The sequence below is a fragment of the Amycolatopsis halotolerans genome (assembly GCF_042647905.1).
Taxonomy (GTDB): Bacteria; Actinomycetota; Actinomycetes; order Mycobacteriales; family Pseudonocardiaceae; genus Amycolatopsis; species Amycolatopsis halotolerans.
Genome location: NZ_JBHRWI010000003.1, coordinates 151,329 through 165,482, shown reverse-complemented (window position 1 = coordinate 165,482; position 14,154 = coordinate 151,329). Strand labels below are relative to the sequence as shown.

Genomic DNA, 14,154 nt, shown 5'->3' with positions numbered 1-14,154 from the left:
AGCCCGGCCGCCCTCGTCAAGCGGTCTCCCCGTCGCTGGGGGCTGCCGGTTCCCAGAGACTACATCTTGGGGTTCGGGCTCGCACGCGCCCCAAGGTATGGCGTGTCACTCTCACCCTGGCGGGTTATCCGATCACCGAGGGCAAGATCCGAAGCGGAGCTTCGTGGCGCCCAGTGCCGCACTGGCCACGGGCCGTTTCCCGGCCAGGCAGGCCAGTGGCCCGGCCGGGTTGACCGACCAGTCGGCGGCCGCCGCGCGGGGTTTCCCGCGCCACTCGACCGGGGTACGCAGCGGGCTGCCGTTTCGGGTTTGAGCGATCTCGAAGCGTACCGGGAGGGCGATCGGGAGCCCGACGCGCGGGGTGAAGGCGGCGGTGGCGATCCAGTCGTCGGAGGTCGCGGCGGTGAAGGTGCGCCCGCCGGTGAAGGTGAAGGCCGCGAGTTCCTTGGGGATGCCCCATAGCTCGCGCCCGCCCGCGCGCGAGACCTCGCTGTCGACCCAGATGTCGGTGATCGACGCGGCGAGCCCGCGGCCGCGGACGGCGACGCAGGAGAGGAGTTCGTGGTAGCTCAGCTGACCGGAGGCGAGGTAGTCGATCCAGGCGGTGAAGACGGCGGCTTGGTTGCCGAGGAGCAGCGGCTCGGCACCGTCGGGCAGCGCGGGCAGCTCGTCGACCGGCACGCGCCAGATCGAGATGCAGGCGTCGGCGGCGAGGTGCCACGGTTCGGGCGGGTACTCGGTCATTCGCCGGTCCACGGCAGATACGGCGGCAGATCTCGGTCCACGCGCAACGGGAACTCCGGCGGGCGTTTCTGGAAGAACGAGGCGATGCCTTCGACGGCGTCGGGGTTCGAGCCCAGTTGGGAGATGAGCTTCGAGTCCACCTGGTGGACGTCGAACGGCGACGGGGCCGAGGCCATCCGGTAGAGCAGCTGGCGGGTGACCGCGACTGCCACCGGTGCGGTGGTCTCGGCGATCTCCCGCGCCTTTGCCTGGGCCTGGCTCAGGACGTCTTCGGGATCGTGGATCTGGTGGACGAGACCGGCTTGGAGCGCTTCGTCGGGTCCGAAGAGCCGCCCGCTGACCATCCAGTCGACGGCCGCGCCCATCCCGACGAGGCGGGGGAGGAACCACGCGGACGCGCCCTCGGGGTAGATCCCGCGGCGGGTGAAGACGAAGCCGAACTTGGAGTCGGTCGAGGCGAACCGGTAGTCGCAGGACAGCGTGATGGTGATCCCCGCGCCGACCGACGCCCCGCGCAACGCGGCGAGCACCGGCTTGTTCATGGTGAAGATCCGCTTCGAGACGCGGCCCGCGGGTTCCTGCCAGTCGTCCGGCGGACGGTCGCCGAAGTCGAACCCGCCGGACGACAGATCGGCCCCGACGGAGAAATCCCTGCCGGTGGTCCCGAGCACGACCGCGCGGACGTCCTCGTCCCGGTCGGCGCGGTCGAGGGCGTGGGCGAGTTCGTCGGCCATCCGGGTCGTGTAGCCGTTGCGGGCCTCGGGCCGGTCCAGCAGGACGGTCGCGACCTTGCCCGCGACCTCGTAGGCGATCTCCGCGTAGGAGTCCATGGGAGGACGGTAGGGCGCCGGAGCCTTGTTTTCAATGTGTCAATAACGGTGGGGCGGCCGTGGCGGGGGCATGCTCGGATCATGCTGAAGGTGGGCACGGTGGTGCTGGGAGTCGAGGACATGGAGCGCGCGGTCGCGTTCTGGAGCGACGCGCTGGGGTACGCGCGGCGGGACGACGCCAAGGATTTCGTGGTGCTGCTGCCTCCTGGCGGTGCGGGGCCGGGGGTGGCGTTCCAGCGGAGTTCGGCGCCGGTGCAGGAGGTGCCGCGGGTGCACCTGGACCTGTACGCCGGGGATGCCGCGGACCAGGCGGCGGAGGTCGAGCGGTTGGTGGGGCTGGGGGCGCGGCGGGTGGATTGGCCGCACTATCCAGCGGATCCGGACTTCGTGGTCCTCGCGGATCCGGAAGGCAACCGGTTCTGCGTCATCGACACCGCGCACGGCTGACTGAGGTCCGTGAAGGACTCCTTGAGGGAATCAGATTCCCCTAAGGAGTCCTTCACGGCACGCGGCCGGGGCAAAAACAATCAGGCGCGCTTGATTTTTCCGGGGCCAGGGTCCACGCTGGGTCCGCACGAGGTGGTGCGGCGGACGCAGGGAGGCGCAGGAATGGCTGATCTCGCGGGGATCCTCCGGGATCTCGCGGCCGAATCGCAGGCGGTCGACGACCTGGTCGCCGGGTTGCCCGCCGACGGGTGGGCGCGGCCGACGCCGGCGCCCGGCTGGAGCGTCGCGCATCAGGTCGCGCACCTGGCGTGGACCGACGGCAAATCGCTGATCTCCGCGAGCCGGCCGCAGGACTGGCAGTCCGAGGTCGAGAACCTGTTGAGCATCGGCGAAAACTACGTCGACGCGGGTGCCGAAGAGGGGGCTGAGGCGCCCCCGGACGAGCTGCTGGCGCAGTGGCGCGAGGGCCGGGCCGCATTGGCCGAGGCGCTGGCTGCCGTGCCGGAGGGACAGAAGCTTCCTTGGTACGGCCCGCCGATGAGCGCGGCGTCCATGGCGAGCGCGCGGATGATGGAGACCTGGGCGCACGGTCAGGACATCGCCGACGCGCTCGGAGTCACGCGCGCGCCCACCGAACGGCTGTGGCACATCGCCCGGTTCGGCACGCGGACTCGCGACTTCGCTTACAAACTGCACTCGCTCGCACCGCCGACCGAGGAATTCCGGGTCGAACTGACCGCGCCGGACGGCAGCACGTGGGCGTTCGGGCCGGAGGACGCGGAGCAGCGGCTGACCGGCAGCGCGCTCGACTTCTGCCTGGTCGCGACGCAGCGGCGGCATCCGGCGGACACTGACTTGGTCGCGACGGGCGCGGATGTCGAGGAGTGGCTGGGCATCGCGCAGGCGTTCGCCGGGCCGCCCGGAGCGGGGCGCGAGCCGGGGCAGTTCGCGTGAGCGCGCCGTTGCGCGTCGGGAACGCGTCCGGGTTCTACGGCGACCGCTTCTCCGCCGTGCGGGAAATGCTGACCGGCGGCCCGCTCGACGTCCTGACCGGCGACTATCTCGCCGAGCTGACCATGCTCATCCTCGGCCGCGACCGGATGAAGGACCCGGCGCGCGGCTACGCCAAGACGTTCCTCCGGCAGATGGAGGAGAATCTCGGACTGGCCAAGGAAAAGGGCGTCCGGATCGTCGCGAACGCGGGCGGGCTCAACCCGGCCGGGCTCGCGGACGCGTTGCGGGAACTGGCCGCGAAGCTCGGTCTCGAGGTCCGCGTCGCGCACGTCGAGGGTGACGACCTGATCGCGCGTGCGGACGAGTTCGGCTTCGAGAATCCGTTGACTGCCAACGCTTATCTCGGCGCGTGGGGAATCGCGGAATGCCTCAAGGCCGGTGCGGACGTGGTGGTGACCGGGCGGGTCACGGACGCGTCGGTGATCGTCGGACCGGCGGCGGCGCACTTCGGCTGGGCCCGCGACGACTACGACGCGCTCGCCGGAGCGGTCGCGGCGGGCCACGTCATCGAATGCGGCGCGCAGGCGACTGGCGGCAACTACTCGTTCTTCCGCGAACAGCCGATCGGCGTGCCGGGATTCCCGCTTGCGGAGATTCACGCGGACGGGTCCAGTGTGATCACGAAGCATCCGGGAACCGGTGGCGTGGTCAATACCGGAACTGTCACCGCACAGCTGTTGTACGAGATCACCGGTGCGCGGTATGCGAATCCTGATGTGACGGCACGGTTCGACGCACTGTCGCTGTCGGATGAGGGGCCGGACCGGGTACGGATCAGCGGGGTGCGCGGGGAAGCGCCGCCGCCGACCTTGAAGGTGTGCCTCAACCGGCTCGGCGGCTTCCGGAACGAGACGACGTTCGTCCTTACTGGACTGGACATCGAGCAGAAAGCCGCACTGGTACGGGAACAACTGGAAAGCGCGCTGGCGAAGCGTCCGCCGGCCGACGTCCGGTGGACGCTCGCTCGCACCGATCACGCGGACGCCGACACCGAGGAACGCGCCAGTGCACTGCTGCATGTCGCAGTGAAGGACAACGACCCGAAGATTGCCGGACGCGCGTTCAGCGGGGCGGCGATCGAGCTCGCGCTTGCGAGCTACCCCGGATTCCACGTGACCGCACCGCCTTCGGACGCGTCGCCGTTCGGGGTCTACTCGGCGGCCTTTGTGGACGCTGGCGCGGTTCCGCATGTCGCGGTGCTGCCGGACGGGTCCAAGGTGGACATCCCGCCCGCCTCAGCGACGCTTGAATTGTCCGAAGTGGACGAACCGGCGTTGCCGGAACCGTTGCCGGTGGAGAAGGCGCGGCGGGTTCCGCTCGGGCTCGTCGCCGGGGCGCGCAGCGGGGACAAGGGCGGCAACGCGAATCTCGGTGTGTGGGTGCGGTCCGAGGAAGCGTGGCGCTGGCTCGTGCATCGGCTGACCGTCGGGGAATTCCGCCGGTTGCTGCCGGAAACCGAAGGACTGCCGGTCACCCGGCATCTGCTGCCGAACCTGTGGGCGATGAACTTCGTGGTCGAGGGCATTCTCGGCGACGGCGTCGCTTCGCAGGCCAGGTTCGATCCCCAGGCGAAGGCGCTCGGCGAATGGCTGCGGGCGCGCGAACTCGACGTCCCGGAGGCGCTGCTGTGACCGTGGATCCGTTCCGCACGCCGGAACGCACCGAACTGCGCGCGACGGTGCGCCGGTTCGTGGAGAAGGACGTGCTGCCGCATCTCGACGACTGGGAGCGGGCCGAGGAACTGCCGCGCGACCTGCATCGCAAGGCGGGACAGCTGGGTCTGCTCGGGGTCGCGTTCCCCGAAGCCGCGGGCGGCGGCGACGGCAATTACCTCGACGCGCTCGTGGTCGCCGAGGAAATGCACTACGCGGGCGGGTCCGGCGGGCTGTTCGCGTCGCTGTTCACCTGCGGGATCGCGGTGCCGCACATCGTCGAGGCTGGCGACCCGGTGCAGATCGAACGCTGGGTGCGGCCGACTCTCGAAGGCGAGAAGATCGGTTCGCTGGCGGTCACCGAGCCGGACGGCGGTTCCGATGTCGCCGGGATCCGCACCACCGCTGTGCGCGAAGGCGACGAGTATGTGATCAACGGGGCGAAAACGTTCATCACCTCTGGCTGTCGCGCGGACTTCGTGACCACTGTGGTCCGAACCGGCGAAGCGGGCGCGCACGGTCTTTCGCTGATCGTGGTCGAGCGCGGGACGCCGGGCTTCACGGTTTCGCGCAAGCTGGAGAAGATGGGCTGGGCGGCTTCGGACACCGCGGAACTGTCTTATGTGGACGTCCGGGTTCCGGCGGAGAACTTGATCGGCGCGGAGAACAGCGGGTTCGCTCAGGTGGCCACGCAGTTCGTGACCGAACGGCTCTCGCTGGCGGTGCAGGCGTATGCGCACGCGCAGCGGGCACTGGACCTGACGTTGGACTGGTGCCGGATGCGCGAGACGTTCGGGCGTCCGCTGATCTCGCGGCAGCTGGTGCAGCACAAGCTCACCGAGATGGCCTGCAAGGTCGACGTCGCCCGGACCTACGCCCGGCAGATCGCGATCCGGCACGTGTCCGGCGAGGAAGTGATCGCCGAGGCGTGCTTCGCGAAGAACACCGCGGTGCAGACCGCTGAATGGGTCGTGAACGAGGCGGTGCAGCTGCACGGCGGGCTCGGCTACATGCGCGAGGCCGAGGTGGAGCGGCATTACCGCGACGTCCGCATTCTCGGCATCGGCGGCGGCACCACCGAAATCCTGACCGGACTGGCCGCGAAGCGATTGGGATACACCGCATGACCACTATCAGGTCCACAGTGGACACCCGGGCCGACGAGTTCGCCGCGAACCGCGAGGCGATGCTGGAGAAGCTCGCGGAGATCGATGCCGAGCAGGCCAAAGCGGTCGCCGGCGGCGGCGAAAAGTACGTCGAACGGCATCGCAAGCGCGGGAAACTGCTGGCGCGCGAACGGATCGAACTGCTCCTGGACGAGGATTCGCCGTTCCTGGAGCTGTCGCCGCTGGCCGCGTGGGGGTCGGACTACCGGGTCGGCGCGAGCGTGATCACCGGGATCGGCGTCGTGGAAGGCGTCGAATGCCTGATCTCGGCCAGCGACCCGACGGTCAAGGGCGGCGCGAGCAACCCGTGGACGACGAAGAAATCGTTCCGGGCGGCGGACATCGCGGCGCAGAACCGGCTGCCGGTGATCAACCTGGTCGAGTCCGGCGGCGCGGATCTCCCGACGCAGAAGGAAATCTTCATTCCCGGCGGCCGGGTCTTCCGCGACCTGACGCGGTCCTCGGCGGCGAAGGTCCCGACCGTCGCGCTGGTGTTCGGCAACTCGACCGCGGGCGGCGCGTATCTGCCCGGCATGTCCGACTACGTCGTGATGGTGAAGGAACGCGCGAAGGTGTTCCTCGGCGGTCCGCCGCTGGTCAAGATGGCGACCGGCGAGGAATCCGACGACGAATCCCTCGGCGGCGCGGAAATGCACGCGCGGACGTCCGGGCTCGCCGATTACCTCGCCGTCGACGAGGAGGACGCGATCCGCCTCGGCCGGAGCATCATCAAGCGGCTCAACTGGACCAAACAGGGCCCGGCGGCCAAACCGGACTACGCCGAGCCGGTGTTCGACGCCGAAGACCTGCTGGGCATCGTGCCGACCGACCTGAAGGTGCCGTTCGACCCGCGCGAGGTGATCGCGCGCGTCGTGGACGGTTCGGACTTCGACGAGTTCAAGCCGCTGTACGGGCCGAGCCTGGTCACCGGATGGGCGAGCATCCACGGTTATCCGGTGGGCATCCTGGCGAATGCGCAAGGCGTGCTGTTCGGCGAGGAATCGCAGAAGGCCGCGCAGTTCATCCAGTTGGCCAACCAGATCGACACGCCGCTGGTGTTCCTGCACAACACGACCGGCTACATGGTCGGCAAGGAATACGAGCAGAGCGGCATCATCAAGCACGGCGCGCTGATGATCAACGCGGTGTCGAACTCGAAGGTGCCGCACCTGTCCATCCTCATGGGAGCGTCCTACGGGGCCGGGCACTACGGGATGTGCGGCCGGGCCTACGATCCGCGCTTCCTGTTCGCCTGGCCGAGCGCGAAGTCCGCGGTGATGGGACCGGCGCAGCTGGCCGGGGTGCTGTCCATTGTGGCCCGCGCCGCGGCGGCGAGCCGGGGCCAGGAGTACAGCGAGGAAAACGACGCCGCGATGCGCACCATGGTCGAGAACCAGATCGAGGCGGAATCGATGCCGATGTTCCTCTCCGGCATGCTTTACGACGACGGCATCATCGACCCGCGCGACACCCGCACGGTGCTCGGGCTGAGCCTGTCGGCGATCCACAACGGACCAGTGAAGGGCGTCGAAGGCGGCTTCGGCGTCTTCCGGATGTGAGGGCCATGATCCAGAATCTGCTGGTCGCCAACCGGGGCGAAATCGCCCGCCGGGTGTTCCGCAGCTGCCGGGACGCCGGAATCGGCACGGTCGCGGTGTTTTCCGACGCGGACGCCGATTCCCCGCATGCAAGGGAAGCCGACGTCGCCGTCCGGCTGCCGGGCAGTGCGCCGGGCGAAACGTACCTGCGCGGCGAATTGCTCGTCAAAGCCGCGGCAGACGCCGGGGCCGACGCGATCCATCCCGGGTACGGCTTCCTGTCCGAGAACGCCGGATTCGCCCGGGCGGTGCTCGACGCCGGTCTGACCTGGATCGGCCCGCCGCCCGCGGCGATCGAGACCATGGGCTCCAAAGTGGAGTCGAAACGGTTGATGGCCGCCGCCGGGGTTCCGGTGCTGTCCGAATTGGACCCGTCGTCGGTGACCGAGGCCGATCTTCCTTTGCTGGTCAAGGCTTCCGCTGGCGGCGGTGGTCGCGGCATGCGCGTGGTCCGTTCGCTGGGCGAGCTGGCCGAAGCCGTCGAGAGTGCTCGCGCGGAGGCGGGTTCGGCGTTCGGCGACCCGACGGTGTTCTGCGAGCGGTACCTCGAAACCGGACGGCACATCGAGGTCCAGGTGCTCGCCGACGCGCACGGCACGGTCTGGGCGGTGGGGGAGCGGGAGTGCTCCATCCAGCGTCGGCACCAGAAGGTGGTCGAAGAAGCGCCATCGCCCTTTGTGGACGATGCCATGCGGGCCGAGCTGTTCGACGCGGCGCGCAAGGCCGCGCAGGCGATCGACTACGTCGGCGCGGGAACCGTCGAATTCCTGGCGGCTCCGGACGGCCGGTTTTACTTCCTGGAGATGAACACGCGGCTGCAGGTGGAGCATCCGGTGACGGAGAACGTGACCGGGCTGGACCTGGTGGCGTTGCAGCTCTCGGTGGCCGAGGGTGCTCGGTTGCCTGCCGAACCGCCTGCTGCCCATGGGCATTCGATCGAAGTCCGGCTGTACGCGGAAGACCCGTCGGCCGGATGGCAGCCGCAGAGCGGGACACTGCACGCTTTTGAGGTGTCCGGTGTGGACCGCGAGTTCACCCAAGGTGCCGGGCTGCGCCTGGATTCCGGTGTGGAGTCTGGCTCGGTGATCGGTGTCCACTACGACCCGATGCTGGCGAAGGTCATCACGTGGGCACCCACTCGGGCGGAAGCCGCGCGTCGACTCGCCGGTGCTTTGGCCGGCGCGAAGATCCACGGAGTGGTGACCAACCGCGACCTGCTGGTCCGGATTCTGCGGCACGAGGCTTTCCTGGCCGGAGAAACGGATACCGCGTTCTTCGACCGGCACGGACTGGACACTTTGGCCGCTCCGCTGGCCACTGTGGACACCGAACGCTGGTCCGCTTTGGCCGCCGCGCTCGCCGATGCCGCCGGAAACCGGGCGTCCGCCAGCACCCTGGGACGGTTGCCGAGCGGTTGGCGCAATGTCCGCTCCGCCGGTCAGCGCAAGGTGTTCGCCAAGGGAGACAACCGTTACGAGGTCAGCTACTCGCTGACCCGCGACGGCCTGCGAGCCGAGGGCTACGACGACGTCGCCTTGGTCTCCGCGACACCGGACCAGGTGGTCTTCGACATCGCCGGAGTCCGCCGGACCTTCGAGGTGTCCCGGCACGGTTCAGTGTCCTACGTGGATTCGCCGCTGGGCTCGGTGGCGCTGACCGCCGAGCCGCGGTTCGCCGATCCCGATTCGGCACTGGCGGCGGGATCGCTGCTGGCGCCGATGCCGGGCACGGTCGTCCGGCTCGCAGTGTCCGAAGGGGACAGTGTGCGGACGGGCGATCCGTTGCTGTGGCTGGAAGCGATGAAGATGGAACACCGGATCTCGGCCCCGGCGGACGGCGTGGTCGCCGAACTGCCGGTCGAGGTCGGGCAACAGGTCGAGGTGGGCGCGGTGCTGGCTGTGGTGGGAGAGACCGAATGAACGCGATGAACTTCGTCGAGCCCGAAGAGCGGGTGGCGCTGCGGAAGGCCGCGGCCGATCTGGCCGGCAAGTACGGGCACGAGTACTACGCGAAGAAGGCTCGTGCGGGCGAGAAGACCGACGAGCTGTGGAACGAGGCCGGACGGCTCGGCTACCTGGGCGTGAACCTGCCGGAGGAATACGGCGGCGGGGGAGCGGGGATCGCGGATCTCGCCGCGGTGCTGGAAGAATTCGCCGCCGCGGGTTCGCCGCTGCTGCTGATGGTGGTGTCTCCCGCGATCGTCGGGACGGTGCTGTCGCGCTTCGGCACACCGGACCAGAAGAAGCAGTGGCTGCCGGGAATCGCGGACGGCAGCAAGAAAATCGTCTTCGCGATCACCGAACCGGACGCCGGTTCCAACTCGCACAAGATCACGACGACCGCCCGCCGGGACGGCGGCGACTGGGTGCTGTCCGGCCGCAAGGTGTACATCTCCGGGGTCGACGAGGCGGACGCGGTGCTCGTCGTCGGGCGCACCGAGGACGCGAAGACCGGTCGCCTGAAGCCCGCGCTGTTCGTGGTGCCGACGGACTCGCCCGGGTTCGAGTTCACCAAGATCGACATGGACATCGTCGCGCCGGAAAACCAGTTCTCGCTGTTCCTGGACGACGTGCGGCTGCCCGCGGAAGCCCTGGTGGGCGAGGAGGACGCGGCGATCGCGCAGCTGTTCGCGGGCCTGAACCCGGAACGGATCATGGGCGCGTCGTTCTCGCTGGGAACCGCGAGGTATGCCCTGGACAAGGCCGTCGGCTACGCGAACGAACGGCAGGTGTGGGGCGCGCCGATCGGGTCGCACCAGGGGCTCGCGCATCCGCTGGCGCAGGTGAAGATCGAGCTTGAGCTGGCGAAACTGATGACGCAGAAGGCCGCCTCGCTGTACGACGCGGGCGACGATTTCGCCTCAGGGGAGTCCGCGAACATGGCGAAATACGCGGCGGCGGAGGTAGCGATCCGCGCGGTGGACCAGGCGGTGCAGACCCACGGCGGGAACGGCCTGGCGACCGAATACGGTCTGGGAAGCCTGGTGACGGCTGTGCGACTGGGCCGGATCGCGCCGGTGAGCCGGGAGATGGTGCTGAATTTCGTGGGGCAGCACAGCCTTGGGCTGCCGAAGTCGTACTGAGCAGCGGTGAAGTCATGAGGCTTGGCCGGAGGTTCGTGAGGGGAACCCTGAGTGAATCAGATTCCCTCAGGGTTCCCCTCACGGCCTTGTGCGGGCGAGGTGACGCCTGATGCTCCGCGAACCGCAGCAGGAACGCAGCCGCACTACGCGGCGGCGGTTGATCGAGGCCGCGATGGACTGCATTGGCGAGCGGGGGTGGCACGGGGTCACCGTCGCGGTTATCGCGGAGCGGGCCGGCGTTTCCCGGGGCGCCGCGCAGCATCACTTCCCGACCCGGGAGTCGCTGGTCGCGGCTGCGGTCGAGTTGCTCGGCGAGGCTCAGCTGGACGAGCTGCGCACGCGCGCGGCCGGGTCGCCGGGCGGTTCCTCGCGGATCGAGTGGGTCGTCGAGATGCTGCTGACCCTCTACACCGGGCCGATGTTCCGCGCGGCGTTGCAGCTGTGGGCCGTCGCGTCGACTGATGATCAGTTGCGCGACGTGCTCGTGCCGCTGGAGGCGCGGGTCGGGCGGGAGGCGCACCGGGTCGCGGTCGGGCTGCTCGGCGTCGACGAAGCTGAGCCGGGCGTGCGCGAACTGGTCCAGGCCACTCTCGACCTCGGGCGCGGCCTCGGCCTCGCCAACCTCCTCACCGACGACACCCGCCGCCGCGAGCAGATCGTGCGCGAGTGGGCTCGGACGCTCGAGTCTCGCCTGGCGGGAACCGAACAGGTCTAGGCATCGTCACATTCCCGAACCGCTACAGTGTGGCTGTTAACACATTCGGCCCAATCGGCGATAACGTTGAGTAAGTAGCCCACGAGGAAGAAGGCGATCCCGGTGTCCGGTTCAGAAGGGATGACCGTCGAGCTGACCCATCGCGCGATGGCCATGCTCAAGGCGGTCGCGCAGCAGCGCGCGGAGATGTCCACCAGCTGCGAGCCCGACCTGTTCGTCGACGGTTTCGCTTGCTGCGACCAGATGACCGCGCACGCGCTCGCCAAGGGCGGCTACGTCCGTCCGGGCACGGGTTCCGCCGCCGCCGGGCGCGTTCCCGCTGAGCTGACCGAGGCCGGGGTGGCCGCGCTGTCGGTCACCGCTGCTGCCTGATCTTCACTCGTTCGGCCGTATCCGCGCACGGTGTGTGACGGACGGCGGAACGGGGACCTCCCGGGCGGGAAGGTCCCCGTCGCCGCGCTCCGCCCTGCCGGATGGCCTCGATTCGGGCGGGTGCGCCGGTGCGGAACGGTGGTTCAGTCCACTGCGGCACGGCCTGGCTGACTCGCGAGACTCAGTTCGACCGGCGGCTGATTCGTTCGGCTGAACCGCCACCGACTCGGCTCATCAGCTGCACCGTGACCAATCCCGCTGCCGCCTCGCTCCCCGCTGTCCGTGAGGGCCACCCTCAGGGAATCTGATTCCGTGAGGGTTCCCCTCACGACCCTCGACGGTCCGTGAGGGGCTCCTTCACGGAATCAGATTCCTTCAAGGAGCCCTTCGCAGACCGCCCGCCCCGCCGCGAGCGCGACCGCCCCCAATGCGGCATTGGGTGCGTCGCACGCACCCAATGTGGCGTTGGGTGCGTCGCACGCCCCCAATGTGGCGTTCGGTGCGTCAGATGCACCCAATGCCACATTGGGGGCGCAAGCCCCACTCCGAAGTCAGCCGTTGTACCCGGCCACGACCTTGGTGAACGCGTAGTTGTCCTGGTCGATCCCGCTGCACCCGCTGCAGTCGCGGTTTGTCGCCCAGAACGTGACGCGGCCCAGGTGGTGTTCGGCGGCCCAGTCGCGGATCGCGGTGAAGTCCGCGACCGACACGACCTCGCCTGCCCGGTCGGTCTTGCCGTTCATCGACGACAGCCCGGCGCGGTGGTAGGCGGTGGCGTCGTCCCAGCCGAAGGTCGACTTCAGTTCTCCGACCAGGCCGTCCACCGCGGATTTCGTCATCGCGACCATGTCGCCGCCGTCGGAGAAGTCGAACGGCATCAGCGACCACACGTCGACGTCCGCGCCCAGCGCCTTCGCCTGCGAGACCAGTCGCTTGCCCCAGTCGTTCGGGCCCTGCGGCGTGGTGCCCATGGTGATCACGACGCGCAGGTTCGGGTCCTTGTCCTTGAGAATCTTGACCGCGCCGAGGATCCGGTCCTGGACCGTCGCATTCTCGAACTCGTCGGTGTTCTCGATGTCGAGGTCGATCGCCTTGAGGCTGTAGGCGTCGATCACCTGCTGGTACGCGCCGGCCAGTTCCTCCGGCGATCCGCAGTTCGGGCCCAGTTTGTTGCCCTGCCAGCCGCCGAAGGACGGGATCACGTCGCCGCCCGCGGCGCGGATCTTCTGGATCATCGCGGCGTCGGCGCCGTCGAGCGGGCGGTTGCCGTCCCAGGCGGGAGCGCAGCCGCCGCCGGAAAGCATGAAGGCGAGGGTGAACGCGCTGACGCCGGTCGCGTCCATCGCGGCGGACGGATCGCTCTGCCCGCCCCATTGGTACAGATACGGCGCCGCGAGAACCGGGTCTCCCGCGGCTGAGGCGGTGCCGGCCGTGGTGCTCAGCGCGGCGCCCGCGGCGAGTGCCAGCACACCGAGCCGTCCGGCGAGTTTCCGGCGGGAAGTGGTGCGGCGCAAGGATTTCATGGGTCCTCCAACGGGGGAAACGCGCACCCGGCGGCACGCGGCATCGGAGCACCTGGCGAAGCCGGACGTGGCGGCGGCGCCCCGCAGGCACTCGGGGGGAGTGTGTGCGCAGTCACAATGGACTAGACCATTGAGAAGTGTCAAGACATGGGCGGGAGTGGGAAAAAACCTCACTGAGGGTGTCCAGGTCGCCGGGATGTTCCGGGGCGCCGGTGAGCGGGACGATCGGGAAGCCGGGCGCGGACGGGAGGGCAAACAACGCCGCTCAGCGGGCGCTGCCGGAGCGGTGTGTCACGCTGAAGACGGCTCCCCGGTCAGCGGCGCCCTCGGAGCGGCCGATCTTCGAAGGGGAGCGTCATGACCGAACCAGTCCGGATCAGCGGAGCCGACGTCGCCGCGGAGCAGCAGGCCGTCCGTTACGAGCTGGCGATCCTGTCCTTTCAGCTGCTCGACGGACCGAAAGCCGCTGAGGGTGTGCTGCCGTGGGTCGAGGGGTACGGCGAGCTGCTCGGCTGCTGGCAGACGGAGAACGGCCCGCTTGGCAGGTTGGTCGTGCTGCGCGGGTTCGAGAATCAGCAGTCGCTCGACGAAGAGCGGATGCGGGCGCGCCACAGCAGCAAGCCGTTCGGCGGCGACTATCTGACCGATTTGTCGCTGCAGAGTTTCGCGCCGTTTCCGTTCGTCCCACCGGTGCGGCCGGGGAAGTACGGTTCGGTTTACGAGATCCGCGATTATCACCTTCGCCCGGGCGGTTTGACCGCGACGATCGACGGCTGGCGAAAAGCGTTGCCCGCGCGGCATGTGGTCGATCCGCTGACCGTGGTGATGTACGCGCTCGACGGGCCGGACCGGATCATCCAGATCTGGCCGTTCGCGAGCCTGGACGAACGGCTCGCGATCCGTCGTGATCTCTACGCGAAGGGGATGTGGCCGCCGCCGGGTGCGCCGGAGGAGATTCTGGACGCGGATTCGATTATCGCGTTGCCGACGGAGTTCTCGCCGTTGGCGTGA

At 68.9% G+C, this 14,154-nt stretch carries 13 protein-coding genes; 10 read left to right on the top strand and 3 right to left on the bottom strand.

Features of this window, described 5'->3' with window-relative positions:
- Positions 1-132: 132 nt before the first annotated feature.
- Positions 133-744: an acetoacetate decarboxylase family protein gene (locus ACFORO_RS02215; protein WP_354738457.1), complete on the bottom strand. Its 612-nt coding sequence runs from the start codon at positions 742-744 to the stop codon at positions 133-135.
- Positions 741-1,574: an enoyl-CoA hydratase-related protein gene (locus ACFORO_RS02210; protein ID WP_377868841.1), complete on the bottom strand. Its 834-nt coding sequence runs from the start codon at positions 1,572-1,574 to the stop codon at positions 741-743. The genes ACFORO_RS02215 and ACFORO_RS02210 overlap by 4 nt, the downstream gene beginning before the upstream one ends.
- Positions 1,575-1,655: 81 nt before the next feature.
- Here ACFORO_RS02210 and ACFORO_RS02205 point away from each other — a divergent pair, with 81 nt between their 5' ends.
- The 9 genes from ACFORO_RS02205 (at position 1,656) to ACFORO_RS02165 (ending at position 11,620) form a co-directional block, all read left to right on the top strand.
- Entirely contained in the window at positions 1,656-2,021 is a 366-nt protein-coding gene (locus ACFORO_RS02205; RefSeq protein ID WP_377868842.1) for a VOC family protein, read from the top strand.
- Between the two features lie 162 nt (positions 2,022-2,183).
- Positions 2,184-2,975, top strand: a complete 792-nt coding sequence (locus ACFORO_RS02200) for a TIGR03084 family metal-binding protein (RefSeq protein ID WP_377868843.1) — start codon at positions 2,184-2,186, stop codon at positions 2,973-2,975.
- Positions 2,972-4,666: an acyclic terpene utilization AtuA family protein gene (locus ACFORO_RS02195; RefSeq protein WP_377868844.1), complete on the top strand. Its 1,695-nt coding sequence runs from the start codon at positions 2,972-2,974 to the stop codon at positions 4,664-4,666. Before ACFORO_RS02200 ends, ACFORO_RS02195 begins: the two co-directional genes overlap by 4 nt.
- Positions 4,621-5,814 (top strand): acyl-CoA dehydrogenase family protein, encoded by a 1,194-nt coding sequence (locus ACFORO_RS02190; protein WP_377868845.1) that lies wholly within the window; start codon positions 4,621-4,623, stop codon positions 5,812-5,814. Before ACFORO_RS02195 ends, ACFORO_RS02190 begins: the two co-directional genes overlap by 46 nt.
- Positions 5,811-7,412 carry an acyl-CoA carboxylase subunit beta gene (locus ACFORO_RS02185; RefSeq protein WP_377868846.1) on the top strand — a complete coding sequence of 534 codons (1,602 nt, stop codon included), beginning with the start codon at positions 5,811-5,813 and terminating at the stop codon, positions 7,410-7,412. The genes ACFORO_RS02190 and ACFORO_RS02185 overlap by 4 nt, the downstream gene beginning before the upstream one ends.
- Before the next feature lie 5 nt (positions 7,413-7,417).
- Entirely contained in the window at positions 7,418-9,370 is a 1,953-nt protein-coding gene (locus tag ACFORO_RS02180) for an acetyl/propionyl/methylcrotonyl-CoA carboxylase subunit alpha (RefSeq protein WP_377868847.1), read from the top strand.
- The gene (locus ACFORO_RS02175) at positions 9,367-10,533 is read left to right on the top strand and encodes an acyl-CoA dehydrogenase family protein (protein WP_377868848.1); all 1,167 of its coding nucleotides are present in this window, start codon (positions 9,367-9,369) and stop codon (positions 10,531-10,533) included. The genes ACFORO_RS02180 and ACFORO_RS02175 overlap by 4 nt, the downstream gene beginning before the upstream one ends.
- Positions 10,534-10,642: 109 nt before the next feature.
- Positions 10,643-11,248, top strand: a complete 606-nt coding sequence (locus tag ACFORO_RS02170) for a TetR/AcrR family transcriptional regulator (protein WP_354738474.1) — start codon at positions 10,643-10,645, stop codon at positions 11,246-11,248.
- 102 nt (positions 11,249-11,350) lie between these two features.
- The gene (locus ACFORO_RS02165; RefSeq protein WP_377868849.1) at positions 11,351-11,620 is read left to right on the top strand and encodes a hypothetical protein; all 270 of its coding nucleotides are present in this window, start codon (positions 11,351-11,353) and stop codon (positions 11,618-11,620) included.
- 551 nt (positions 11,621-12,171) lie between these two features.
- On the opposite strand, the gene ACFORO_RS02160 is transcribed toward ACFORO_RS02165, so the two are convergent.
- A complete protein-coding gene (locus ACFORO_RS02160) occupies positions 12,172-13,143 on the bottom strand; it encodes a chitinase (protein ID WP_377868850.1) in 972 nt (323 codons plus the stop codon).
- A gap of 357 nt (positions 13,144-13,500) precedes the next feature.
- Between ACFORO_RS02160 and ACFORO_RS02155 the strand changes: the two genes are divergently transcribed.
- Positions 13,501-14,154: an NIPSNAP family protein gene (locus ACFORO_RS02155; RefSeq protein ID WP_377868851.1), complete on the top strand. Its 654-nt coding sequence runs from the start codon at positions 13,501-13,503 to the stop codon at positions 14,152-14,154.

Excerpts from the sequence above, each read along its gene's own strand:
- ACFORO_RS02200 (WP_377868843.1), top strand. The coding sequence starts at position 2,184 with ATGGCTGATCTCGCGGGGATCCTCCGGGATCTCGCGGCCGAATCGCAG.
- ACFORO_RS02175 (WP_377868848.1), top strand. The coding sequence starts at position 9,367 with ATGAACGCGATGAACTTCGTCGAGCCCGAAGAGCGGGTGGCGCTGCGG.
- ACFORO_RS02190 (WP_377868845.1), top strand. The coding sequence starts at position 4,621 with ATGGCTGCGGGCGCGCGAACTCGACGTCCCGGAGGCGCTGCTGTGACC.
- ACFORO_RS02160 (WP_377868850.1), bottom strand. The coding sequence starts at position 13,143 with ATGAAATCCTTGCGCCGCACCACTTCCCGCCGGAAACTCGCCGGACGG.
- ACFORO_RS02180 (WP_377868847.1), top strand. The coding sequence starts at position 7,418 with ATGATCCAGAATCTGCTGGTCGCCAACCGGGGCGAAATCGCCCGCCGG.
- ACFORO_RS02155 (WP_377868851.1), top strand. The coding sequence starts at position 13,501 with ATGACCGAACCAGTCCGGATCAGCGGAGCCGACGTCGCCGCGGAGCAG.
- ACFORO_RS02170 (WP_354738474.1), top strand. The coding sequence starts at position 10,643 with ATGCTCCGCGAACCGCAGCAGGAACGCAGCCGCACTACGCGGCGGCGG.
- ACFORO_RS02215 (WP_354738457.1), bottom strand. The coding sequence starts at position 744 with ATGACCGAGTACCCGCCCGAACCGTGGCACCTCGCCGCCGACGCCTGC.
- ACFORO_RS02205 (WP_377868842.1), top strand. The coding sequence starts at position 1,656 with ATGCTGAAGGTGGGCACGGTGGTGCTGGGAGTCGAGGACATGGAGCGC.
- ACFORO_RS02185 (WP_377868846.1), top strand. The coding sequence starts at position 5,811 with ATGACCACTATCAGGTCCACAGTGGACACCCGGGCCGACGAGTTCGCC.
- ACFORO_RS02210 (WP_377868841.1), bottom strand. The coding sequence starts at position 1,574 with ATGGACTCCTACGCGGAGATCGCCTACGAGGTCGCGGGCAAGGTCGCG.